General features: G+C 58.8%; 22 protein-coding genes. 14 read left to right on the top strand and 8 right to left on the bottom strand.

Annotated elements, in window-relative coordinates; genetic code table 11:
* Positions 1-22 precede the first annotated feature (22 nt).
* Positions 23-763, top strand: coding sequence for a DUF1223 domain-containing protein (locus tag AC5YUO_RS08760; RefSeq protein ID WP_496153016.1), 741 nt, complete (start codon positions 23-25; stop codon positions 761-763).
* A 400-nt stretch (positions 764-1,163) separates the two neighbouring features.
* Positions 1,164-1,556 carry a DUF2794 domain-containing protein gene (locus AC5YUO_RS08765; protein WP_003523170.1) on the top strand — a complete coding sequence of 131 codons (393 nt, stop codon included), beginning with the start codon at positions 1,164-1,166 and terminating at the stop codon, positions 1,554-1,556.
* Positions 1,557-1,679: 123 nt separating this feature from the next.
* On the opposite strand, the gene AC5YUO_RS08770 is transcribed toward AC5YUO_RS08765, so the two are convergent.
* From AC5YUO_RS08770 to AC5YUO_RS08780, 3 genes are all read right to left on the bottom strand, one after another.
* On the bottom strand, positions 1,680-2,462 hold the full coding sequence (locus AC5YUO_RS08770) for a Bax inhibitor-1/YccA family protein (RefSeq protein WP_400817181.1): 783 nt from the start codon (positions 2,460-2,462) through the stop codon (positions 1,680-1,682).
* A 218-nt stretch (positions 2,463-2,680) separates the two neighbouring features.
* Entirely contained in the window at positions 2,681-5,242 is a 2,562-nt protein-coding gene (locus tag AC5YUO_RS08775; protein ID WP_496153017.1) for an ABC transporter permease, read from the bottom strand.
* Positions 5,239-5,949 (bottom strand): ABC transporter ATP-binding protein, encoded by a 711-nt coding sequence (locus tag AC5YUO_RS08780; protein WP_496153018.1) that lies wholly within the window; start codon positions 5,947-5,949, stop codon positions 5,239-5,241. Before AC5YUO_RS08780 ends, AC5YUO_RS08775 begins: the two co-directional genes overlap by 4 nt.
* A gap of 91 nt (positions 5,950-6,040) precedes the next feature.
* On the opposite strand from AC5YUO_RS08780, the gene AC5YUO_RS08785 reads away from it, so the two are divergent.
* Entirely contained in the window at positions 6,041-6,691 is a 651-nt protein-coding gene (locus tag AC5YUO_RS08785) for an arylesterase (protein WP_496153019.1), read from the top strand.
* 68 nt (positions 6,692-6,759) lie between these two features.
* Entirely contained in the window at positions 6,760-7,353 is a 594-nt protein-coding gene (gene thpR / locus AC5YUO_RS08790; protein ID WP_080853013.1) for an RNA 2',3'-cyclic phosphodiesterase, read from the top strand.
* On the opposite strand, the gene AC5YUO_RS08795 is transcribed toward thpR, so the two are convergent.
* Positions 7,287-7,766, bottom strand: a complete 480-nt coding sequence (locus tag AC5YUO_RS08795) for a low molecular weight protein-tyrosine-phosphatase (protein ID WP_400817172.1) — start codon at positions 7,764-7,766, stop codon at positions 7,287-7,289. The two genes, thpR and AC5YUO_RS08795, sit on opposite strands and share 67 nt — an antisense overlap.
* A 58-nt stretch (positions 7,767-7,824) precedes the next feature.
* Here AC5YUO_RS08795 and AC5YUO_RS08800 point away from each other — a divergent pair, with 58 nt between their 5' ends.
* The 7 genes from AC5YUO_RS08800 to AC5YUO_RS08830 all read left to right on the top strand — a co-directional run bounded on the left by AC5YUO_RS08800 (position 7,825) and on the right by AC5YUO_RS08830 (position 13,642).
* On the top strand, positions 7,825-8,130 hold the full coding sequence (locus tag AC5YUO_RS08800) for a 4a-hydroxytetrahydrobiopterin dehydratase (RefSeq protein WP_496153020.1): 306 nt from the start codon (positions 7,825-7,827) through the stop codon (positions 8,128-8,130).
* A gap of 51 nt (positions 8,131-8,181) precedes the next feature.
* Positions 8,182-8,562, top strand: coding sequence for a YkvA family protein (locus tag AC5YUO_RS08805; RefSeq protein ID WP_006310844.1), 381 nt, complete (start codon positions 8,182-8,184; stop codon positions 8,560-8,562).
* 296 nt (positions 8,563-8,858) lie between these two features.
* Positions 8,859-9,362: an invasion associated locus B family protein gene (locus AC5YUO_RS08810; RefSeq protein WP_003523183.1), complete on the top strand. Its 504-nt coding sequence runs from the start codon at positions 8,859-8,861 to the stop codon at positions 9,360-9,362.
* Between the two features lie 266 nt (positions 9,363-9,628).
* On the top strand, positions 9,629-10,801 hold the full coding sequence (gene rlmN / locus AC5YUO_RS08815; protein WP_496154834.1) for a dual-specificity RNA methyltransferase RlmN: 1,173 nt from the start codon (positions 9,629-9,631) through the stop codon (positions 10,799-10,801).
* Between the two features lie 108 nt (positions 10,802-10,909).
* Positions 10,910-11,863: an ABC transporter substrate-binding protein gene (locus tag AC5YUO_RS08820; protein ID WP_269346878.1), complete on the top strand. Its 954-nt coding sequence runs from the start codon at positions 10,910-10,912 to the stop codon at positions 11,861-11,863.
* Positions 11,864-11,969: 106 nt separating this feature from the next.
* On the top strand, positions 11,970-12,851 hold the full coding sequence (locus tag AC5YUO_RS08825) for an ABC transporter permease (RefSeq protein ID WP_496153021.1): 882 nt from the start codon (positions 11,970-11,972) through the stop codon (positions 12,849-12,851).
* Positions 12,848-13,642, top strand: a complete 795-nt coding sequence (locus AC5YUO_RS08830) for an ABC transporter ATP-binding protein (RefSeq protein ID WP_065114292.1) — start codon at positions 12,848-12,850, stop codon at positions 13,640-13,642. The genes AC5YUO_RS08825 and AC5YUO_RS08830 overlap by 4 nt, the downstream gene beginning before the upstream one ends.
* A 37-nt stretch (positions 13,643-13,679) precedes the next feature.
* On the opposite strand, the gene AC5YUO_RS08835 is transcribed toward AC5YUO_RS08830, so the two are convergent.
* Positions 13,680-14,327, bottom strand: a complete 648-nt coding sequence (locus tag AC5YUO_RS08835; RefSeq protein WP_400817164.1) for a LysE family translocator — start codon at positions 14,325-14,327, stop codon at positions 13,680-13,682.
* 131 nt (positions 14,328-14,458) lie between these two features.
* On the bottom strand, positions 14,459-15,313 hold the full coding sequence (locus AC5YUO_RS08840; RefSeq protein WP_496153022.1) for an SDR family NAD(P)-dependent oxidoreductase: 855 nt from the start codon (positions 15,311-15,313) through the stop codon (positions 14,459-14,461).
* Between the two features lie 315 nt (positions 15,314-15,628).
* On the opposite strand from AC5YUO_RS08840, the gene AC5YUO_RS08845 reads away from it, so the two are divergent.
* Positions 15,629-16,852, top strand: coding sequence for an argininosuccinate synthase (locus tag AC5YUO_RS08845; RefSeq protein ID WP_269346887.1), 1,224 nt, complete (start codon positions 15,629-15,631; stop codon positions 16,850-16,852).
* Between the two features lie 54 nt (positions 16,853-16,906).
* Here the strand turns inward: AC5YUO_RS08845 and AC5YUO_RS08850 are convergent, their stop codons facing one another.
* On the bottom strand, positions 16,907-18,103 hold the full coding sequence (locus AC5YUO_RS08850) for a multidrug effflux MFS transporter (protein ID WP_496153023.1): 1,197 nt from the start codon (positions 18,101-18,103) through the stop codon (positions 16,907-16,909).
* 5 nt (positions 18,104-18,108) lie between these two features.
* Entirely contained in the window at positions 18,109-18,567 is a 459-nt protein-coding gene (locus tag AC5YUO_RS08855) for a MarR family winged helix-turn-helix transcriptional regulator (RefSeq protein WP_400817158.1), read from the bottom strand.
* Positions 18,568-18,831: 264 nt separating this feature from the next.
* Between AC5YUO_RS08855 and AC5YUO_RS08860 the strand changes: the two genes are divergently transcribed.
* Entirely contained in the window at positions 18,832-20,892 is a 2,061-nt protein-coding gene (locus AC5YUO_RS08860) for a M3 family metallopeptidase (protein WP_496153024.1), read from the top strand.
* Positions 20,893-21,042: 150 nt separating this feature from the next.
* Positions 21,043-22,863 carry a translational GTPase TypA gene (gene typA / locus AC5YUO_RS08865; protein ID WP_269346894.1) on the top strand — a complete coding sequence of 607 codons (1,821 nt, stop codon included), beginning with the start codon at positions 21,043-21,045 and terminating at the stop codon, positions 22,861-22,863.
* Positions 22,864-22,920 lie beyond the last annotated feature (57 nt).

Raw genomic sequence — 22,920 nt, forward strand, 5'->3', positions numbered from 1 at the left:
CTTCCGGACAAAGGTTTTTGTAATGCCGCTGAAATTCCCCCTGTCGATATGTCTTCTCGGCACGTTCCTCGTCACCTCCGCGCAGGCGCAGGAGGCCGTGAAGGGCGTCGTCGAATTGTTCACATCGCAGGGATGTGCCTCCTGCCCGCCGGCGGATGAAGCCTTGCGCAAGATGATCCAGAAGGGCGATGTCGTTGGCCTCTCCTACCATGTCGATTACTGGAATTATCTCGGCTGGACCGATTCGCTGGCATCGAAGGAAAATACCGACCGGCAATATGGTTATATGCGCGCGCTCGGCCGTAACGGGGTCTATACACCGCAGGCCATTCTGAATGGTCGCGACCACGTCAAGGGTGCGGATGTGCGTGGCATCTATGACAGGCTCGACGCTTTCAAGCGTGAGGGCAAGGGGTTGAACGTGCCGGTCTCGTCGAAATTTGCCGGTGACGAGGTGGAAATCGATATTGGTGCGGGCAGCGGCAAGGCCGATGTCGTGGTCGCCTATTTCACCCGCGAGCAGACGGTGGATGTGCAGAAGGGCGAAAACCAGGGGAAAAAAATGTCCTACTGGCACAGCGTCTATGATGTGCAGACAGTCGGCATGTGGGATGGTTCGCCGATGACGGTGAAGCTTCCGGCGAGCGTGGTGGCCAAGGTTAAAAAGGGTGGCTGCGCCGTACTGTTGCAGACGGCCAATGCCAGCGGCGATCCCGCGGCAATCGTCGGGGCAAGTATCCTGCTTGGAAATGAAACCCCCTGATCGCCTGTCGGGCGATGGAAGATCCGGTCCGGGCATTGGGGGCTGGGGGTAAAGGGTCAATGCACCGGACCGGGTCATCTTGGTGCCTAGGCATCAATTGACAATAGGACTATTCCACCCAATTCGGGCCATGGTTTGACCGAAATACGGCAGGCCGTGTGAAAATGGCTGCCTAAATGGTTACCATTTTTAACCCTTGCCTTTGCCTTCGGCACGCCCTCCGGCGGCATCGCTGGACGCCATTCCCTGCTGCCTCCTTCTGGTTCCGCTGCCATTCGAAGGCTTGTCAGACCTTTCCCGGCATTCCCCGTCCTCTGTTCCATGGTGGTGCAAAGACTTGCAATTTCGCCCTCCCAGGCTCACACTGCACGGATGATTTGGGTGGAATCGGAGGTATTGGATGACCGATCAACCGGATGTGCAGCAGGTGCAGACCGCTTCACGTGACAATTCCACCGTTATCGATCTCCGCGAATATAAAAAGAACAAGGACCCTTTACCGGTCACCTTTCACCGCCGCGAGCTGGATGCGATCCTGCGCATCTATGGCCGGATGGTGGGAGAGGGCGAGTGGCGTGACTACGCCATCGATCACCTGAAGGAAAAGGCGGTGTTTTCCGTCTTCAAGCGTTCGGGTGAAATGCCGCTTTTCAGGATCGAGAAAAATCCCAAGCTGGCGGCGAAGCAGGGTGCCTATTGCGTGGTGAATACGGATGGCCGCATTCTGAAACGTGGCCATGAGTTGCCGCAGGTCCTGAAGGTCTTCGACAAGGTTTTGAAGCTCATCGAATGAGCTTTCGCAGAAGCGGACCGCCCGCAGGCAGGCGACGCTCTGGCTGACGAGTGAAGAATCTTCCTAAAGAAAAAAGGCGGCCGATGGGCCGCCTTTCGTATGTCTGGCAATCGAACCTCAGCCTTAGTCGTCGCGGTTTCCGAGGAACTGCAGAAGGAAGGTGAAGAGGTTGATGAAGTCGAGATAAAGCGTCAGTGCGCCCATGATGGCCTTGCGGCCAGCCACGGCAACATCGTCAGCATCGAAATACATTTCCTTGATCTTCTGGGTGTCGTAGGCGGTCAGGCCTGCGAAAATCAGCACGCCGATCGCGGAAATCGCGAACTGCAGGGCTCCGGAACCAAGGAAGATATTGACGATGGAGGCAATGATCAGGCCGAACAGACCCATAATCAGGAACGAACCGAAACCGGAAAGATCCTTCTTCGTCGTGTAACCGTAGAGCGAGAGCGCGCCGAACGAAGCGGCGGTCACGAAGAACGTCTGTACGATGCTTCCCTCAGTATATCTCAGGAAGATCGAGGACAGCGACACGCCCATAAGAGCAGCATAGACCCAAAACGTTGTCTGCGCGGCGGAAACGCTCATGTTCTGGATGCGGAAGCTAAGGAAGAAAACCAGTGCGAGCGGTGCCAGCATGACGACCCAGCGCAGCGGCGACGCATAAACAAGGGCGCCCAGGGACGTCAGCATCTTGCCATTCGGCAGCGTGGCGACCGCTGCTGCGGGATCACTCGTCGTAGCAAGCATGGCGAAGCCGAACGCTGCAACGCCGGTGATGACCAGAGCCAGCGCCATCAGGTTGTAAACCTTGAGCATGTAGGCGCGAAGACCTTCATCGATCATCGCACCAGTCTGTGCACGGTTCTGCGCCATGCGGTTCTGGTAGTTATTGAAGTCAGCCATTGTTTCCTCTTTTGAGCCCCGTGATTGCTACGGTGTCGGGATACCTCCCGGGCGCCGCTGCGGAGCTTCAGCAAGCCTGCTCAAGAATATGATGGCAGAACGTGTTCGATACAAGGCCTTTTCCCGTCGAAAAGACACCATATGCGCGAAAAGCGCTCACGTTTTGGCGATCATTACAAAGAATTAATCGTTAAAGTTAAGCGGCGCACAACCGACGATCATTCACCTGCCTGCCTGAGAACCGGGGCGGCCTTTTGCCCGAGAATCCGCCAGGTGCCGATGAGGCCGATGCCAACAGTCATGACGAGGGCGACGACGAGGGTTCCGATCGCCACATCCGGAAGAAAACTGGAGGGCAGCTTCATGATGCGGGCGATCACGAACCATGCGGAAACGCCGCCGGCAAAAAGCGCGAAGACAGCGGTGGCGAGGCCGAGCATCATATATTCGTAGGAGAAGGCGCGGATGAGCAGGCTTCGTGTGCCGCCCAGCGTTTTCAGGATAACCGCGTCATGGGTGCGGGCACGGTTTCCGGCGGCAAGTGCGCCGGCGAGAACGAGGACGGAGGCTATCAGGGCAACGGCGGCAGCGGCACGGATGGCGGTGGCGAGCTGGCCGACCAGCCGGTTGACGACGTCGAGCGCATCCTTCACCCGCACGCTGGTGATTGTCGGATAGGTGTTGGTGACAGAGCGCAATATGCGGCCTTCGTCGCTTGCGGAAGCGGAAGGGTCGGCGAGTGTCGCCAGCCATGCATGCGGCGCGCCGCGGAAAGTGTTTGGCGAAAACACCATGACGAAATTGATCGACAGGGATTCCCATTCGACATTGCGCAGATTGGCGATCCTGGCCGTGATGTTGCGGCCGAGCACGTTGACGGTCACGCTGTCACCGATCTTGAGGCCCAGATCTCCCGCCTCCTTCGCGGCGAAGGACACCAGCGGTTCGCCGCTATAGTCCGGCCCCCACCAGCCTCCTTCCGTCAGCGTTGCATTTTCGGGAATATCCTGTGAGTAGGTAATTCCCCGGTCGCCGCGCAGCAGCCAGCGTCCTCCCGGCGGAACCTCCATCTTCGTCACGTCCGTGCCGTTCAGCGCCATGATGCGGCCACGCAGCATCGGCACTTCTGTCAGCGTGCCATCAGGCGCTTCCCGCTTCACGAGATCGCGGAAGCCCTGAACTTCGCTGCCCTGAATATCAACGAAGAAGAAATTCGGCGCCTTTTCCGGCAGGCTGTCCGTCAATTCACGGCGCAGATTGCCGTCGATCAGCGTCAGCGTCACGAGCAGGGTCAGGCCGAGGCCGAGGGAGAGGACGACCGAAGGGGTGAGCGCGCCGGGACGGTGAATATTGCCGATTGCCAGACGAAGGGCCGCGGAGTGAACGCGGGGGCTGCGTTTGGCGATGGCCTTGACGCCCGACGCCACCAGCCGCAGGACCACGAAGGCAAAAGCGATGGCCGCGAGGAAAACCGAGGCGATGAAACGGTCTTCCGCCGAAAAGATGGCGAGTGCGGCAAGTGCTGCCAGAAGCAGGCCGGTTGCGGCGAGATAAGGCCAGGAGGGCCAGCTTCCCTCTTCGAAACCCTGTTCGCGAAAAAGCGCGGTTGCCGGAACCTCACGCGCTTGCCCAAGCGGCACGATGGCGAAGGCGAGCGTGGTCAGGAGACCGAACAGGGCGGCGAGACCGAGCGCGGCGGGATAAAAGGCAAGCTCTTCCGGCACAGGCAGCACGCCTTCCAGAAACCGCATGGCGACGAGGGGCGCGATGGCACCGACCACAAGGCCGATGACGATGCCGACGGCGGCAATGAAGGCGATCTGAAAGAGATAGGTCATTGTGACCACGGAGGCCGGTGCGCCGAGGCATTTCAGCGAGGCGATCGTGGTGCGCTTGGAATCGAGAAAAGCGCGAACGGCATTGGCGACGCCGACACCGCCGACAATGAGGGCGGTAAGGCCCACCAGCGTCAGGAATTGCGAGAAACGGTTGACGTTTTCGGTCAGCGACGGCGCTGCCCGGTCACTGGTGCGAATGGACCAGCCAGCATCGGGAAAGACCTTGTTGGCCGCATCGGTCGTTGTCGCTCGCGTCGAAGGGTCGTTCAGCTTGATCTTGTAGGCGTGTTCGACAAGACTTCCGGTCTGAACGAGGCCCGAGGCGAAAAGGGCGTCGCGGCTGACCATCAGCCTCGGGGCAAAACCGAAGCCATCGGAGAGAGCATCCGGCTCGTCGACCACTGTGCCGGTCAGTCTCAGCTTCACATTGCCGAGCAGGATTTCATCGCCGACCTTGATTCCCAGCCGTTCCAGCAGAAGCGGGGCGGCGATGGCGCCGTAGGTGTTGCCGTTTCCGGCCAGAAGCTCATTCAGGGGCCGGTTCGGTTCGGCCACGAAAGTTCCGTAGAGCGGGTAGGCGCCGTCGATAGCCTTCACTTCCGTCAGGGTCTGTTCGGAGCCATCGGCAAGGCGGGCCATGGAGCGCAGCCCGGTGGAAACCGCGACGGTGCCGAGGCCGTCGAGATAGGCCCGCTCTTCCTGCGTTGCTTCCCTGTTGCGCAGTTCGAAACGCACGTCGCCCGCCAATATGGCCTGGCCTTCCGTGGCGATGGCGCTGGTGACTGCGCGCGAGACGGAATTGACGGCGGCGATGGCGCCGGTTCCAAGCGCGATGCAGGCGAGGAAAATGTAGAAGCCACGCAGACCGCCGCGGATTTCGCGCCGTGCCAGCCTTGCGGCGTTTCTGATATTGGCAAAAGACGGGAGAATGGATCCGATCATGCGGACACCGCCCGCGCCATCTGGGATATGGCGCTGTCGCCCTCGATCTCGCCGGAGCGCACCTTGATCTGCCGCGAGCACCGGGCGGCAAGCGACGGATCATGGGTGACGAGGATCATCGTCATGCCGCGTTCGGCCTGTTTGGCAAAGAGAAGATCGGCGATCTGCCTGCCGGTATCGGTATCGAGATTGCCCGTCGGTTCGTCAGCAATCAGCACGGCCGGTGAGGGGGCAAGCGCGCGGGCGATGGCGACACGCTGCTGTTCGCCGCCGGAGAGCTGGCCGGGATAATGATTGAGACGCTCGCCGAGACCAACGGCGACGAGCTCGCGTCTGGCGATCTCGAAGGGGTTCGGGGTGTTTGCCAGCTCCAGCGGAACGGCGACATTTTCCAGCGCCGTCATATTGGCGATGAGATGGAAGGACTGGAAAACAATGCCGATATTCCGGCCGCGGAAATCCGCCAGCGCGTCCTCCCCCAGCTTGTGCAGTTCCGTATCCGCAATGATGATTTCGCCGCTATCGAGCCGCTCGAGACCGGCGAGCACCATCAGCAGTGTCGACTTTCCCGAACCGGAAGGGCCGACGATACCCACTGCCTCGCTCTCTCCGATTGAAAGATCGATGTTCTTGAGAACGTGAACGGAGGCGGCGGCATTGCCGAGCGTGAGGTCGGCCTTCTTCAGCTCTATGATGCTTTTCGTCACAATTCTCGTTCCTATATAGGGTGATGAAAACGGTCTGGCGGTCGATGCGGTCGGTATTTCAGACAATGGGAACCAAGTTAGGAAAGCCGTGATGAGATTTAAAGCTGCCCTGTTTCACTTCATCGTCATTTTCACCACCGCCTTTTCCGCCACTGCCGTCATGGCTCAGGAGCGGACATTGCAACTGGTCGGCTTCGGCGACAGCCTGATGGCCGGGTATCAGCTTCCCCCCACCGACAGCTACACCGCACAGCTTGAAGCTGCATTAAAGGCAAAGGGCGTCAATGTCGCCATCGCCAATGCCGGTGTCTCCGGCGATACCTCCTCCGGTGGTCTGGCGCGGGCGGAATGGTCGGTTCCCGATGGCACTGACGGGGTCATTCTGGAACTGGGCGCCAATGACGCTTTGCGCGGCATCGCCCCCGAACAGACCGAAAAGAACCTCGACACCATCATTTCCGGCTTTCAGAAACGTAACATAGCCGTGCTGCTGGTCGGCATTATGGCGCCGCCGAATATGGGCGATGATTATGCCAGCCGCTTTAATCCAATCTTCCCGAAGCTTGCGGAAAAATACAACCTGCAGCTTTATCCCTTCTTTCTGGATGGCGTCGTGACGGATGATACGCTGAAGCTCGACGACAAAATGCACCCCAATACCAAGGGGGTGGCGATGATGGTGGAGAAATCTTTGCCGGCTGTTGAAAGCTTCATCAAGACAATCGGTGCGCAAAAAAAATAAGCACTTGCGCCCGCCTGCATTGCGTGATTCGCTATGCTTGTTCTGCCAAGAGATTCGGGGAGCTCGCCATGCCGAGACTGTTTACCGCCCTCGAAATTCCGCGCAATGCGGCTATGAGCCTCTCATTGTTGCGCGGTGGTCTGCCGGGAGCCCGGTGGATCGATGTGGAGAATTATCACATAACCCTGCGTTTTATCGGTGACATCGACGGTCGGACCGCCGATGAAGTCGTGGACAGGCTGGACCGGATCGAAAGGCCGGAGTTCCAGCTCAATCTTACCGGTATGGGTTCCTTCGGCTCCAAGAAGCCGCATTCCATCTGGGCGGGGGTTTCTCCCTCCCCGGAAATGCATGCGCTGCAGGCGGAGATCGAGAGAATTTGTCAAAGGATCGGTCTCCCGCCTGATCCCCGCAAATTCATGCCGCATGTGACGCTGGCGCGGCTGCGCTCCTCGCGTGTGGACGATGTGGTGCATTATCTTTCCGGACGCGGCAACTTCCGCACGTCGCCCTTCACGGTCGGCCGCTTCGTGCTGATGTCGTCGAAGGAATCGGTGGGTGGTGGGCCTTATATCGTTGAAGAGGCGTTTCCGCTTCACGAGGCGCGGTCCAGCTCCATCTTTTCGAGCAACGATCTGCATCCTGCCAAGAGCATGTTGTAGACGGTCAGAAAACCGTCTTCACCGCCGAAATAGGGATCCGGGACGCTCTCGTGGCGTCCCGAAGCATAGTCCAGAAACAGGTGGATTTTGTGCCTGTGGTTTTCCGGCGCCTTTTGAAGCAGTTTCGCCAGATTGCTCGTGTCCATGGCAAGGATGAGATCGAAGTTTTCGAAATCGGCCTGACTGACCTGCCGCGCGCTCTGCCCTGAAATATCGATGCCATGCTTACGGGCTATCGCGATGGATCGGCGATCCGGGGCATTGCCGGTATGCCAGCCGCCGGTTCCGGCGGAGTCGACCGTGAGTTGGCGGGAAACACCGTCTTTATCAGCAAGGTTTGTCAAAACGCCTTCGGCAAGTGGTGAGCGGCAGATATTGCCCATGCAGACAAAAAGAACAGCTATATGTTTCATGGAATATGCGTCGATCCGGTCGTTGAAGCGTTAATGGGTCTCAAGCGGAGGCAAGTTCATGAAATATCCCAGACTTGAGCCGGATGCCATCCGGCAGGCATTGTCAAAACTCGAGGGCTGGGCCCTGCGAGAGGACGGGGCGGCGATCGTCCGTTCCTTCAAGTTCTCCAGCTTTGCGGAAGCCTTCGGTTTCATGGCCGAGTCCGCACTTGTTGCGGAAAGGCTCAATCATCATCCCGAATGGTCCAATGTCTATTCGCGGGTCAAGGTCTGTCTTACCACTCACGATTCACAGGGCGTAACGGAGCGGGATTTTCTTCTGGCCGAGGCCATGCAGAAGGCAGCTGCAGGCCGGAGCAATTGAACGGCGAACCTTAAATCCCATATAATAGCCGTGACCGGAGGACCGTCGATCATGGATGATGTGAAAATCGGTGAAATTCTTCTGCCGGGTGAAACCGACAAGCAGCAGGAGCGTGAGAATGTCGTGCGCGCCAAATTCTGGCCCAAGCTGAAGCGGGTGATGACGAAGGTTCCCTTCGCGCGCGACGCGGCGGCGGCCTATTATTGCGCGATTGACCGCGACACGCCGTTGCGCGCCAAGGGTATTATTCTGGCCGCCCTTGCCTATTTTATCATGCCTATCGATGCGGTGCCGGACATGCTGGCGGTCGTCGGTTTTACCGATGATATCGCCGTCATCACGGCAGCGCTCGCCATGATCCGCGCCCATATCAAGATGGAACACTATGAGGCGGCTGACGCCATGCTGAAGCGACAGCAGGAAGCCGGGTAACGTCTCTGTGATGTTTCCGCCCGGCGGAGCCCGGCGGGTGACAAATTCTTGCCTGAATTTATGTGTCATACACACGAAGGAAGGACGTGCCCCGCCCTTCTCCCCAGGGCGTCGGGAGTCGCCAATCTGTAACACCGCCGGACGTTTCCGGCATTTTATGCGTGTTGTTGACGGTTTGGTAACCGCTTCCCGACCACAATGAGAAAAGACGATCCGCACCTGAACGTGGCCGATCCAGAAACTGGGCTCGCCGCTGCTTCGGGCCAATGGAAGACAATAACCCGGCAGGAAATTCTATGTTTGTAAGAAGTGTAGCAACCGCAGCGGCCATTTTGCTGACCAGCGTCGGCGTAGCATCTGCACAGTCGCCCACGCGCATCCAGCAGTTCAATGCTTGGGGTGCCTATTCGTACAAATCGGGCAATAGCACCGTCTGCTACGTTCTTTCCATTCCGACCGCCAAGGAACCGGCGAGCGTCGATCACGGCGATATATTCTTCATCGTGTCGCAGCGTCCCGGCCAGAACATCTCCTACGAGCCGCAGGCCATGGTGGGTTATCCGCTGAAGCAGGGCTCCAAGGTCAATGTGACGATCGATAACAAGAACTTCGTCATGTTCACCAAGGACAAGGCCGCCTGGGTTGAAAACGCCGCTGAAGAGCCCGCTCTCGTCGCCGCCATGAAGGGCGGAAAGTCGATGACCGTCAAGGCGGTTTCCGGCCGTGGCACCGCGACATCCTATTCCTATTCGCTCTCGGGTATTTCGGCTGCTCTCAAGCAGATCGAGAGCTGCAAGTAATCCCGACATTCCATTGCATTTGACAATGGCCGGTCCTCGACCGGCCATTTGCGTTTTTGCCAGTTTGATGCTAAAGGCGCGGCAACATTGACAGGCGGATGCGCGAAAAGTGCTCCGCCTTTGATTTTCTCGACATGCAGACGATTTTCCGCCTTTTCGACAGGCCGGTCGTGCGATGCATGGAACGATGGGATAACGTGATGTCCGTAATGCAAGCTCCTGCCGGCCTGGCAGTCAAAACCCCGCTGATCGCCAATAGCGATCTCATGTCCGGCAAGCCGTCGCTGATCGGTCTGACGCGTGAGGAAATGGGCGAGGCGCTGGCCGAGATCGGCGTGCCGCAAAAGCAGGTGAAGATGCGCGTCAGCCAGTTGTGGAACTGGCTTTACGTGCGCGGCGTCTCCGATTTCGACAATATGACCAATGTCGCCAAGGAACTCCGCGAGAAGCTGAAGGCGGCCTTCACCATCGCGCGTCCGGAAATCGTCGAGGAGCAGATCTCCAATGACGGCACCCGCAAATGGCTGATGCGTTTTCCGCCGCGCGGCGCTGGCCGTCCCGTCGAGATCGAAACGGTCTATATTCCGGAAGAAGGGCGTGGCACGCTCTGCATATCGAGCCAGGTGGGCTGTTCGCTGACCTGTTCCTTCTGTCACACCGGCACGCAGCGTCTGGTGCGCAACCTGACGGCCGAGGAAATTCTTGCCCAGTTGTTGCTGGCGCGTGACCGGCTCGGCGATTTTCCCGATGGTTCGACGCCGGTCGGCGCCTATGTGCCGAGCGAAGGCCGCAAGGTGTCGAACATCGTGATGATGGGCATGGGTGAACCGCTCTATAATTTCGAGCATGTGAAGACCGCGCTCCTGATCGCCACCGATGGTGATGGCCTGTCGCTTTCCAAGCGTCGTGTGACGCTCTCCACATCAGGGGTTGTGCCGGAAATCTTCCGCACCGGCGACGAGATTGGCGTGATGCTGGCGATTTCGCTGCATGCGGTGCGTGACGATCTGCGCGACATGCTGGTGCCGATTAACAAGAAATATCCGCTAAAGGAGCTGATCGAGGCCTGCCGCAACTATCCGGGTCTTTCCAATGCCCGCCGCATCACCTTCGAATATGTGATGCTGAAGGATGTCAATGACAGCCTGGAAGACGCAAAGATGCTGGTGCAGCTTTTGAAGGGCGTTCCGGCCAAGATCAATCTCATTCCGTTCAATCCCTGGCCGGGCACGAACTACCAGTGCTCCGACTGGGCGCAGATCGAAAAATTCGCCGATTTCATCAATCAGGCAGGTTATGCCTCGCCGATCCGCACGCCGCGCGGCCGCGATATTCTCGCCGCCTGCGGCCAGTTGAAGTCGGAATCGGAACGCATGCGCAAGACCGAAAGACTGGCTTTTGAGGCGATGATGATCGCCAATCACGGCGCGGATGACTGAATAAGCCGCATTTGCGCCATAAAGCTGGTTTTCCGGCGGTTCTCCGATTGATTTCGGTCTGTCTTGTTCCTAGAAAGACGAAAACAGGGAACCAACAGGAGGATATCCATGCGCGCATTCATTCTGGCTCTCGCTGCTGCGAGCGCCATCGTTCTGCCGGCCAAGGCTGAAAACGTCACCGTTGCCGTCACCGCCATTGTCGAACATCCGGCGCTTGACGCTGCCCGTGATGGCGTCAAGGCGGCTCTTGCCGAAGCAGGTTACAAGGAAGGCGAGAACCTCAAGTTCCTTTATGAGTCCGCGCAGGGTAATCCGGGCACCGCAGCGCAGATTGCGCGCCAGTTCGTGGGCGACGCCCCTTCGGTCATCGTGCCGATCTCCACGCCGTCGGCTCAGGCTGTCGTTGCGGCCACGCGCGATATTCCGGTCGTCTTCACGGCTGTCTCCGATCCGGTTGGCGCACAGCTCATCAAGAGCATGGAAAAGCCCGGCGGCAACGTGACCGGCCTTTCCGACATGCTGCCGGTTGGCGAGCACCTGGCGCTCATCAAGGAAATCTCCCCGAACGCCAAGTCCATCGGCTTCATCTACAACTCCGCCGAAGCCAATTCCGCCTCGACGCTTGCCCTGCTGAAGGCCGAAGCCGACAAGGCCGGCCTGAAGGTTGTCGAATCCGTTGCCACCAAGTCGGCTGAAGTTCAGGGTGCAACCCGCGCTCTGGTCGGCAAGGCCGACGTGATCTACGTTCCGACTGACAACACCATCGTTTCCGCTTTCGAGGCGGCAGCTGGCGTTGCCTCCGAAGCGAAGATCCCGCTTTACGCCGCCGACACGGATTCCGTCGCGCGTGGTGCGGTTGCAGCGCTCGGCTTCAACTATTTCGACGTTGGCAAGCAGACGGGCGCCGTCGTTGTCCGCATCCTCAAGGGTGAAAAGCCGGGCGACATTCCGGCCACCGTTGCTGTCGGCACCGATCTCGTGATCAACAAGAAGGTTGCTGAAAAAGTTGGCGTCACCTTCCCTGAAAGCGTGACGAAGCGCGCCACCAAGGTCATCGACTGAACTGCAACCTGACTGAATTGCGGGCGGCGGCATTTCGCCGCCCGTTTTACGTGGCACGAGACGGTGCCCGTATCCGCCTGATGGCGGCAATAACAAGGACATTACCGTGAGCCAAATCGCCTTCTGGGGTGCCGTGGAGCTGGGACTGGTCTTCGCTTTCGTGGCGATCGGCGTCTATCTCGCTTTCCGGGTGCTTGATTTTCCTGACCTGACCGTGGACGGTTCGTTTCCGCTTGGCGCCGCCGTGGCTGCCGTGCTGATCATCGCCGGTCTGAATGCCTGGGTCGCGACGGCGATTGCCATGGTTGCCGGCGCTGCCGCTGGCATCGTGACAGCCACCCTCAACGTTCGTTTCAAGATATTGAACCTGCTTGCCTCGATCCTGACGATGATCGCGCTGTTTTCCGTCAATCTCAGGGTGATGGGAAAGCCGAATGTGGCGCTGCTCAATCAGGATACGATGGTATCGCCGTTTTACGGTCTCGGCCTTTCCGAATATCTGGTGCGGCCTCTCTTCGTTGGTGCGCTGGTGCTGATCGCGGTCATTCTCGTCTGGCGTTTTCTTGAAAGCGATGCGGGCCTTGCCATGCGGGCGACGGGGGCCAATGCGCGGATGGCGCGGGCGCAGGGCGTGAAGACCGGCAACCAGATCTATCTCGGCATGGCGCTTTCGAATGCGCTGGTCGCCCTCGGTGGCGCATTGTTCGCGCAGACCAATGGCTTTGCCGATGTGACCTCGGGTGTCGGCACCATCGTCGTCGGACTTGCCGCCGTTATCATCGGCGAAACGCTGTTCGGTGCGCGCGGCATCCTGATCGCGCTGATCGGCTGTGTCTTCGGCTCCATCGCCTATCGTCTCGCCATTCAGCTTGCCTTGTCGAGCGATGTGCTGGGTCTCAAGGCGTCCGATCTCAATTTCGTAACGGCGGTATTGGTGGCCATCGCATTGATCCTGCCGCGACTGCGCCGTGGGGGAGCAACATCGTGATTTCGCTTTCCGATATCCAGGTCGTCTTCGGGCGCGGTACGCCGCTGCAAAAGCAGGCGCTGGCCAAGATCGATCTCACCATCGAGGATGGTTCTTTCGTTACCGTCATCGGCTCCAATGGTGCGGGCAAATCCACGCTGCTCGGCGTTCTGGCGGGCGATGTCCTGCCAACCGCAGGCAAGGTGATGATCGGCGGTGCTGACGTTACCCGCAAGCCGACTGCCAGCCGGGCGGGACGGGTAGCGCGCGTGTTTCAGGACCCGCTGGCGGGAAGCTGTGGTGCGCTGACCATCGAGGAGAACCTGGCGCTTGCGGCATCGCGTGGTGAGCGCCGCGGCCTTCTGCCGGCGCTCGGACGCGGCAGGCGGGATTTCTTCAGGGAACGTATCGCTTCGCTCAATCTCGGTCTGGAAAATCGTCTGAAGGACCGTATGGACCTTCTGTCCGGTGGGCAGAGGCAGGCCGTGTCGCTTGTCATGGCGACGTTATCAGGTTCGGACGTGCTGTTGCTGGATGAACATACGGCGGCACTCGATCCCGGCATGGCGGAATTTGTGATGGAGCTGACCCGCAAGGTTGTGTCGGAGCGCAAGCTGACGACCTTGATGGTCACCCATTCGATGCGTCAGGCGCTGGATTACGGTACCCGCACGATCATGCTGCATGCCGGTGAAATCGTGCTCGACGTGTCCGGTGACAGCCGCAAGGATCTCGAGGTCGAAGACCTGATCGAGATGTTCCGCAAGATACGCGGCCAGACGCTTGACGATGACGAGTTGCTGATCGGCTGATTAAAAAAGGCGCCTTACGGCGCCTTTTTATTTGCCCTCAGCGCGTTTGCGTGAAGAAAATCTTGACCGCGAAAAGCGAGAAGACGCCGGCGATCGTATAATCCAGTCCCCGCAGAACCTTCCGGTTGCGCTGCAGCCATGCGGAGAGAACATCGGCGGCAATCACGATGCCGATGCCGATCGGCAGCGCCACGATGATGGACCAGATGCCGAGGAAGATCAGCTTGCCGGTCACATGCGGATCGGAGGCGCTGACGAATTGCGGCAGGAAGGTCATGAAGAAGATGATGACCTTGGGGTTCAGCAGATTGACCCAGATACCGTTCAGCAAGGCCGATTTCAGCGAGGCCTGTGCTTTTTCACCGGTGCCTTTCACCATCACGAAATCCGAGCCCTTGCGGATCGCCTGAATGGCGAGCCAGACTAGATAGGCCGCACCACCGGTTTTCAGGATCATGAAGGCGGTCGGCGAGGCGACGATGAGGGCAGCGACGCCGAAAGCGACCAGCATCGTGTGCACGGTGATGCCGATATTAGTCCCCACCAGTGTCATGAAACCCGCCGCGCGGCCCTCGCGCAAAGAGCGGCTGATCCAGAGCGTCATATCAGGCCCCGGCGTCACGGCCAGAAGCAGAATGGCAACGGTAAAGGCGATCAATGTTGGCAGGCTCGGAACGAAATCCATCGCGGCACCCGTAAAATCTGGAGATTGCGGTTGCTTAACGCGGTTTCGTGTTTCTGCCAATGTTTTTGAGCGATGACGCCCCTGCGAGCGGAGAAAAGCCGCCGCACCCTTCAAGTCCGGCGGCTGGAAGTTCAGTTTTTCAGGAAGCTGGTGAAGGCGGCGGAATATTCCGTGTGCCAGCGCGACAGCGGTGGGCGGTTCTCAACGATATCCTGGGCAGCCCAGAGGATGCGCTTCTCATCGGTCGGGCGGTCCACCTCGCCATCCGGGCAGAGAATGTAGAAATCGCCGCGGCCAATACTCTCGATCATGAAATCGACGGTTTGCTCGCCGGTCCATGCGCCCTGCGGTTTTTCCGTCCTGCCATGGGCGGTGAGGCCCGTGAAGACAAAACCGGGGATCAGGAGATGGGCGGAAACCGCGCCGTTCGGGATATTGCGCAGCTCGTGCTGAAGCGCTTCCGTGAAGGTTTTCACACCGGCCTTCGAGACATTATAGGCCGGATCACCCGGAGGCGTGGTGATGCCCTGTTTCGAGCCGGTATTGATGATGAGCGCCGGCTCGCCATGGGCGATCATGCCCTGGCCGAAAACGCGGCTGCCGTTTATGACGCCCATCAGATTGACGCCGATAATCTTTTCCCAATTGGCCTGCGGTCCGAAGATGGCGCTGCCCGGCTGGATGCCGGCATTGTTCATGAGAACGTGGATGCGCCCGAAACGCTGGATCACGGCACGTTCCAGCGCCTCCAGCTCATCGAGTTTCGAGACGTCGGTCGGGATGGCGACGATCTGCGCCTCGCCGTCCTTGGCAACGGCCAGAATATCCGCATGCGCTGCGGCGAGCTTTTCGCCATCGAGATCGACAAGCACGACGCTCATGCCGAAACCGGCGAATTTGCGGGCGGCGGCAAGTCCGATACCGGATGCCGCACCTGTTATGACAGCGACATTATCTTCCTTGAATGCGGGGTGGATGGTCGTCATAGGTTTCTCCTTCGCGTCGTTTCTGCTGTTTCCAGCGGTTTGCAACGTTGCCTGAACCTGAGTGGCTTCATTCACGGTCTTCAAGTCGATCGCGCCGCTTTATGATAAAGCGCGAATTTTCTAAATGCATGTGACAATCGCTTCGTTCCCGTTGCCGCGGACCATCGTCACCCATCGTCAAACGCGTCCATCAATTGTTTTGTCGCTTATCTCACGGAAAAGCGCTTCACACATTTCGGGTTGCACTGTAAAAGTGCCGAAATCCCAAGGAAATGGCGGTGTGTCGATGCCGTCATCATGCAGATGGACATCATTATGGCACTCCCGAAAGACGTTAAGAAAGTCGTTCTCGCCTATTCCGGCGGCCTCGACACCTCGATCATCCTGAAATGGCTTCAGACGGAACTTGGCGCTGAAGTCGTGACCTTCACCGCCGATCTCGGCCAGGGCGAAGAGCTCGAGCCGGCGCGCAAGAAGGCCGAGATGCTGGGCATCAAGGAAATCTTCATCGAGGACGTCCGCGAAGAGTTCGTGCGTGATTTCGTCTTCCCGATGTTCCGCGCCAACGCCGTTTATGAAGGCGTCTATCTGCTCGGCACGTCGATTGCCCGTCCGCTGATTTCCAAGCACCTGATCGAGATCGCCAAGAAGACCGGCGCGGACGCCATCGCCCATGGCGCCACCGGCAAGGGCAACGATCAGGTCCGTTTCGAGCTTTCGGCCTATGCGCTGAACCCTGATATCAAGATCATTGCGCCCTGGCGCGACTGGACGTTCAAGAGCCGTACCGACCTCCTGAACTTCGCCGAACAGCACCAGATCCCGGTCGCCAAGGACAAGAAGGGCGAGGCGCCTTTCTCCGTCGACGCCAACCTGCTGCACTCCTCTTCCGAGGGCAAGGTTCTGGAAGACCCGGCACAGGAAGCGCCTGAATATGTGCATATGCGCACCATTTCCCCGGAAGCTGCTCCCGACAAGGCAACCGTCATCAAGGTCGGTTTCCGCAAGGGTGATGCCTGCTCCATCAACGGCGTTGAAATGTCGCCGGCGACGCTTCTCGCCACGCTCAACAATTACGGTCGTGAAAACGGCATCGGTCGTCTCGATCTGGTCGAGAACCGTTTCGTCGGCATGAAGTCGCGCGGCGTTTACGAGACGCCCGGCGGTACCATCCTGCTGGCTGCGCACCGCGCCATTGAATCCATCACGCTCGACCGGGGTGCGGCGCATCTCAAGGATGAGCTGATGCCGCGTTACGCCGAACTGATCTATTACGGTTTCTGGTTCTCGCCGGAGCGCGAGATGCTGCAGGCGCTGATCGACAAGAGCCAGGAGCATGTGGAAGGCGAAGTGACGCTGAAGCTCTACAAGGGCAATGTTATGGTGACCGGCCGCGAAAGCGCCAAGTCGCTCTATTCCGACGCGCTGGTGACTTTCGAGGACGACCACGGCGCTTACGACCAGAAGGATGCGGCAGGCTTCATCAAGCTCAACGCGCTGCGCCTGCGCACGCTGGCCAAGCGTAACCTCAGCAAGTAATTCCGCTGTCGTGAAGATAATGAAACCCGCGGGCGGTAACGCCGGCGGGTTTTTTCATGTCTCTCTTCTGGAGACGATGCGGAAGCCGATGTAGCTCGCAACGGCCATGAATTCCATCGCCGGGATGATGATGCCGAAGCCGGTCAAGGGCGAACCGATGAGCGAGGCGGCAGCGCCGCCCGCAAAACCCGATCCCATCTGGATGAAGCCCATCATCGCTGAAGCCGAGCCGGCAATATGCGGGAAGGGGGCAAGTGCTGCCGTTACCATCGAGGGTGTCAGCAAGGCGATGCCAACCGTTGCAACCGCCACGGGGCCCATGATGGAGAGGAAGGACGGCGGTATGAGGAAGACTGACAGCAGGATGAGCAGGCCGCCTGTTCCCGAAAAGCTGAGGCCGAGCATGACGGAACGGCGGTCACCCAGTCTCGGCGCGATGTAGCGCAGGGCGATCGAGCCGAAGAAATAGGCGCCGGTCTGCATCAACATGCCGATGCCGAAGGCGGTGGGCGTCAGGCCGACGGTGTTGATGAGGATGAAGGTCAGCATGGTGGCCTGCGCGTAAAGCGCGCCGATGGAGCCGCCAAGTACCAGTGCGGCCAGAAGAAAGCGTGGTTCGGTCAGCAAGGTGCCATAGGCCGAAACGAGCCGGCGGGGACGGATCAGGCCTTTGTCCGGGACCGTCGTTTCGCGCAGGAAAATCACCACGGAGAAAATAGCGACGGCGCCGAGGCCGGCCATCAGGAAAAACACGGATTTCCAGCCGAAAGCCGCAAGCGAAAGTCCGCCGATCGTCGGTCCCATGGCGGGGCCGACGGCCAGCATGATGCCGATAAGGTTCATGATGCTGGAGGCCTCCGCACCGGTGAACTGGTCGCGGACGATGGCGCGCGCCACCGTCATGCCGACGGAGGCGCCGATGCCTTGAACGAGCCGGGCGAAAAGCAGCACTTCAATCGTCGGGGCAAAAATCGCCAGCAGCCCGCCGCCCAGAAAGATTGAGAGGAAAACGAGGCTCGCCCTGCGCCGGCCGAAGGCGTCGGAAGCGGGCCCGGCGAGCAGCTGCGCCATGGCAAAACCGGCAAAATAAAGTGACAAGCTGAGTTTTATTGCGGATTCGTTTGTGGCAAAAACCCGTGTCAGCTCCGGCATGGCCGGCGTATAGATCGCCATGGAAATCGGCGCCAGCGCCGTCAGCAACGCGCCGAGCATGGCCGTGCGTTTTGTGGACATGATCGGTTCTGGCGGCATTGCGGTCAGCAGCTCTGGCCCGGCTGTTCCGGTTGGAGATTGTTGCGAAGCGTCTGCAGGAAACTGCGGAAAAGCGCGACCTCTTCTTCATTCAGGCCCTGCGTGGCGTGACGAACGAGTTCATCGATCTCCTGGCGCACTGCTTCCAGCATGTTGGTGGAGTTCTTTGTCAGCACGATGCGCTTGGAACGTCTGTCCTGCGGGTCCTGCTGGCGCTCGATGAGATCGAGGGATTGCAGCTTGTCGAGATAGGCGCAGATCGTCATGGGCTCGATGCCGAGGCGGGCGGCGATATCCGACTGTTTGCTGCCATCAACGACGGCAACCGTCAGCAAGGCACGCGCTTCGCCGGGGGTCAGGCCCAGTCCGGCTTCAGAAATTCGGCGCTCGAAAGCACTGTTCAGCAGGCGTGCGCCGCTGTTCAACAGAAATGCCAGTGAATCTTTTTCGCGTTTCGTGCCCATGCTTCGCCTTTTCGTAAGTCAGCCTTACTAAATTCCGGGCGATAATCAATGGTGCACAAATCATATTGTCGAAAATCGAGTAAAACATGCGTCAGTTCGGTTGTTGAATGACCCGCAACGTAGTCGACAATTGTTACGACGAAGCAAAGAGACCGTACTTCCTGCGTTTTTTCCACATCCTCTGTCATCTCCGCCCGGCATATTGAATTGGCGGTGGAGGCGTGCCCATATGGGTTTGAATAGGAATTGTACAAGGAAGATGAAATGCCATTGAAGACCGCGCCTTATCCCGCACTCGTCCACTGGAACGGCCATAATGGTCTGCCGAAATTCGATGCGGTCAAGGATGAGGATTTCGCGCCGGCCTTTGAGGCTGCCCTTCTTTCCCACGAGCGGGAAATCGATGCAATTGCCGGCAATGCAGAGGCGCCGAGTTTCGAAAACACGGTGACCGCACTCGAAATCGCCGGTGACGATCTCTCGCGCATTTCGTCGTTGTTCTGGAACAGGGCAGGCGCCAATACCAATGGTGTGATCCAGGCGCTGGAGCGGGAAATCGCTCCAAAAATGTCTCGGCATTATTCGAAGATCGGCATGAACGAGGCGCTGTTCAAACGCATCGACACATTGTGGGAAAAGCGCGAGACGCTGGGGCTCACGGGCGAAGAAAAAAGGGTTCTCGAACGGCACTGGAAGGGATTTGTGCGTTCCGGCGCTAAATTGCCTAGGGATCGGCAGGAGCGGCTGGCCGCGATCAATGAGGAACTTGCCGGTCTGGGTGCGAAATTCGGGCAGAATGTGCTGGCGGATGAAAAGAACTGGAAGCTTCTGCTTGCGACGGAAGAGGAGCTTGCCGGCATTCCCGGTTTCCTGCGGGACGCCATGGCGGGAGCCGCCCGCGAGCATGGCGAGGACGGCAAATTTGCCGTTACCCTTTCCCGCTCGATCATCGAGCCCTTCCTGACATTTTCCGAGCGCCGCGATTTGCGTGAACAGGCCTTCAAGGCATGGGTGGCGCGGGGTGAGAATGGCGGCGAGACCGACAATCGCGAGATCGTCCACCGCACCCTCGAACTGCGCGAAGAAAAGGCAAAGCTTCTCGGTTATGCGAATTTCGCCGCCTACAAGCTTGATGACACGATGGCGAAGACGGCCGATGCGGTGAACGGTCTTCTCGGTCAGGTCTGGGAAAAAGCCGTCCGCCGTGCGGGTGAAGAAGAGGCCGAACTGGCCGCCATCATTGCCGCGGAAGGCAAGAACCACGACGTGCTGCCGTGGGACTGGCGGCATTATGCCGAAAAGCTCCGCGCCCAGAAATTCAGTTTCTCCGAGGCGGAATTGAAGCCCTATCTGCAGCTGGAAAAGATCATCGAAGCCTGTTTCGATGTGGCCGGGCGGCTGTTTGGGATTCGAGCGGTTGAAGTCAAGGGCGTTGCCGCCTATCACCCGGATGTGCGGGTTTTCGAAATCCGCGACGGTAACGGCGATCTCAAGGCCATGTTCCTCGGCGACTATTTCGCCCGTCCTTCCAAACGATCAGGTGCATGGATGAGCTCCTTCCAGTCGCAGCACAAGCTGCCCCTGAAGAATGGGACCGTCGGTGAAATTCCGATCATCTACAATGTCTGCAATTTCGCCAAACCGTCCGAGGGGAAACCGGCTCTGCTTTCGCTTGATGATGCGCGCACGCTGTTCCATGAATTCGGCCACGCGCTGCATGGCATGTTGTCCGATGTCACTTATCCTTCCGTTTCCGGAACGGGCGTCTCTCGCGATTTCGTTGAATTGCCGTCGCAGCTTTACGAGCATTGGCTGACGGTGCCGGAAATTCTGGAAAAATACGCCCTGCATTATGAGACCAGCGCGCCGATGCCGAAGGCGCTGCTGGACAAGGTTCTGGCCGCACAGACCTTCAATGCCGGTTTCAGCACGGTGGAGTTCACCTCTTCGGCGATTGTCGACATGGCGTTTCATACCCGTGACAACGTTGCCGATCCGATGGCTGTACAGGGCGAGGTGCTGTCTGGCCTCAATATGCCGAAATCCATTGTCATGCGCCATGCGACACCGCATTTCCAGCACGTGTTCTCGGGCGATGGTTATTCCGCCGGCTATTATTCCTACATGTGGTCGGAAGTTCTTGATGCCGATGCCTTTGCCGCTTTCGAGGAAACCGGCAATGCCTTCGATGGCGAGATGGCGCAACGGTTGAAGGACAATATCTATTCCGTTGGCGGCTCGATCGATCCAGAGGAGGCCTATCTCGCCTTCCGTGGCAAGATGCCGAGCCCGGACGCCATGCTTTCGAAGCGCGGTCTCCTATAAGAGACTGTCACATTTCTGAGCTAGAAGCTGAGCGCAGGGGGCTTATGACATGGGCCCCCCTTTCGCATTTGCAAAAAAAAGGTTATGAGCGCGCCAAACTAAATTGGCGTTTATCATCAATATAGCGCCCAACCTCAGAGATTTTGAACAATGGCACTTCGCAACATCGCGATCATCGCGCACGTTGACCATGGAAAAACGACGCTCGTGGACGAGCTTCTGAAGCAGTCCGGCTCGTTCCGCGATAACCAGCGCGTTGCAGAGCGCGTGATGGACAGCAACGACCTCGAAAAGGAACGCGGCATCACCATTCTCGCCAAGGCGACCTCGGTGGAGTGGAAGGGTGTTCGCATCAACATCGTCGACACCCCCGGCCACGCCGACTTCGGCGGTGAAGTCGAGCGTATCCTGTCGATGGTGGACGGCGCGATCGTTCTGGTCGATAGTTCCGAAGGTCCGATGCCGCAGACCAAGTTCGTGGTCAGCAAGGCGCTGAAGGTTGGTCTTCGTCCGATCGTTGCGATCAACAAGATCGACCGTCCGGATGGCCGCCATGAAGAAGTCATCAACGAAGTCTTCGACCTCTTCGCGAACCTCGATGCGACCGACGAGCAGCTCGACTTCCCGATCCTCTACGGTTCTGGCCGCGACGGCTGGATGAACGTTAACCCGGAAGGTCCGAAGGATCAGGGTCTCGCACCCTTGCTCGATCTGGTTCTCGAACATGTTCCTGAGCCCAAGGTTGAAGAAGGTCCGTTCCGTCTGATCGGCACGATCCTTGAGGCCAACCCCTTCCTCGGCCGTATCATCACCGGCCGTATCGCCTCCGGTTCGATCAAGCCGAACCAGGCCGTGAAGGTTCTGGGCCAGGATGGCAAGACGATCGAAACCGGTCGTATTTCCAAGATCCTCGCATTCCGTGGTATCGAGCGCACGGCCATCGACGAAGCCCATGCCGGCGACATCGTGGCTATTGCCGGTCTCTCCAAGGGTACGGTCGCCGATACCTTCTGTGATCCATCCGTGACCGAGGCGATGACCGCGCAGCCGATCGATCCGCCGACCGTCACCATGTCGTTCATCGTCAACGACAGCCCGCTGGCCGGCACCGAAGGCGACAAGGTTACGAGCCGCGTTATCCGCGACCGTCTGTTCAAGGAAGCCGAAGGCAACGTTGCGCTCAAGATCGAAGAGGCTGAAGGCAAGGATTCGTTCTTCGTATCCGGCCGTGGCGAATTGCAGCTGGCGGTTCTGATCGAAACCATGCGTCGCGAAGGCTTTGAGCTTGCCGTTTCGCGTCCGCGCGTCGTGATGCACAAGGATGAGAACGGCACCCTGCTGGAGCCGATCGAAGAAGTCGTGATCGACGTTGATGAAGAGCATTCCGGTGTCGTCGTTCAGAAGATGTCCGAGCGCAAGGCTGAAATGGCCGAGCTCCGTCCTTCCGGCGGCAATCGCGTTCGTCTGAAGTTCTATGCTCCGACCCGTGGCCTGATCGGCTACCAGTCGGAACTCCTGACCGACACGCGCGGTACGGCCATCATGAACCGTCTGTTCCACGACTATCAGCCCTTCAAGGGCCAGATTGCCGGTCGCGTCAACGGCGTTCTCCTGTCCAACGGTTCGGGCGAGGCTGTTGCCTACGCCATGTTCAACCTGGAAGATCGCGGCCCGATGATCATCGAGCCGGGTGAGAAGGTTTATGCCGGCATGATCATCGGTATTCACACGCGCGACAACGATCTCGAAGTGAACGTGCTGAAGGGCAAGCAGCTGACCAACATCCGCGCCGCCGGCAAGGATGAAGCTGTCAAGCTGACGCCGCCGATCCGCATGACGCTCGACCGCGCTCTTTCCTGGATCCAGGAAGACGAGTTGATGGAAGTGACGCCGAAGTCGATCCGTCTGCGCAAGATGTTCCTCGACGCAAATGACCGCAAGCGTTTTGAAAAGGCCAAGCTCGCAATCTGATTGCGGTTGGTCGTCGCGAATTTGAAAACCCGGCCTTGAGCCGGGTTTTTTTGCGCT

Source organism: Agrobacterium sp. LEGMi-208b (assembly GCF_059511785.1).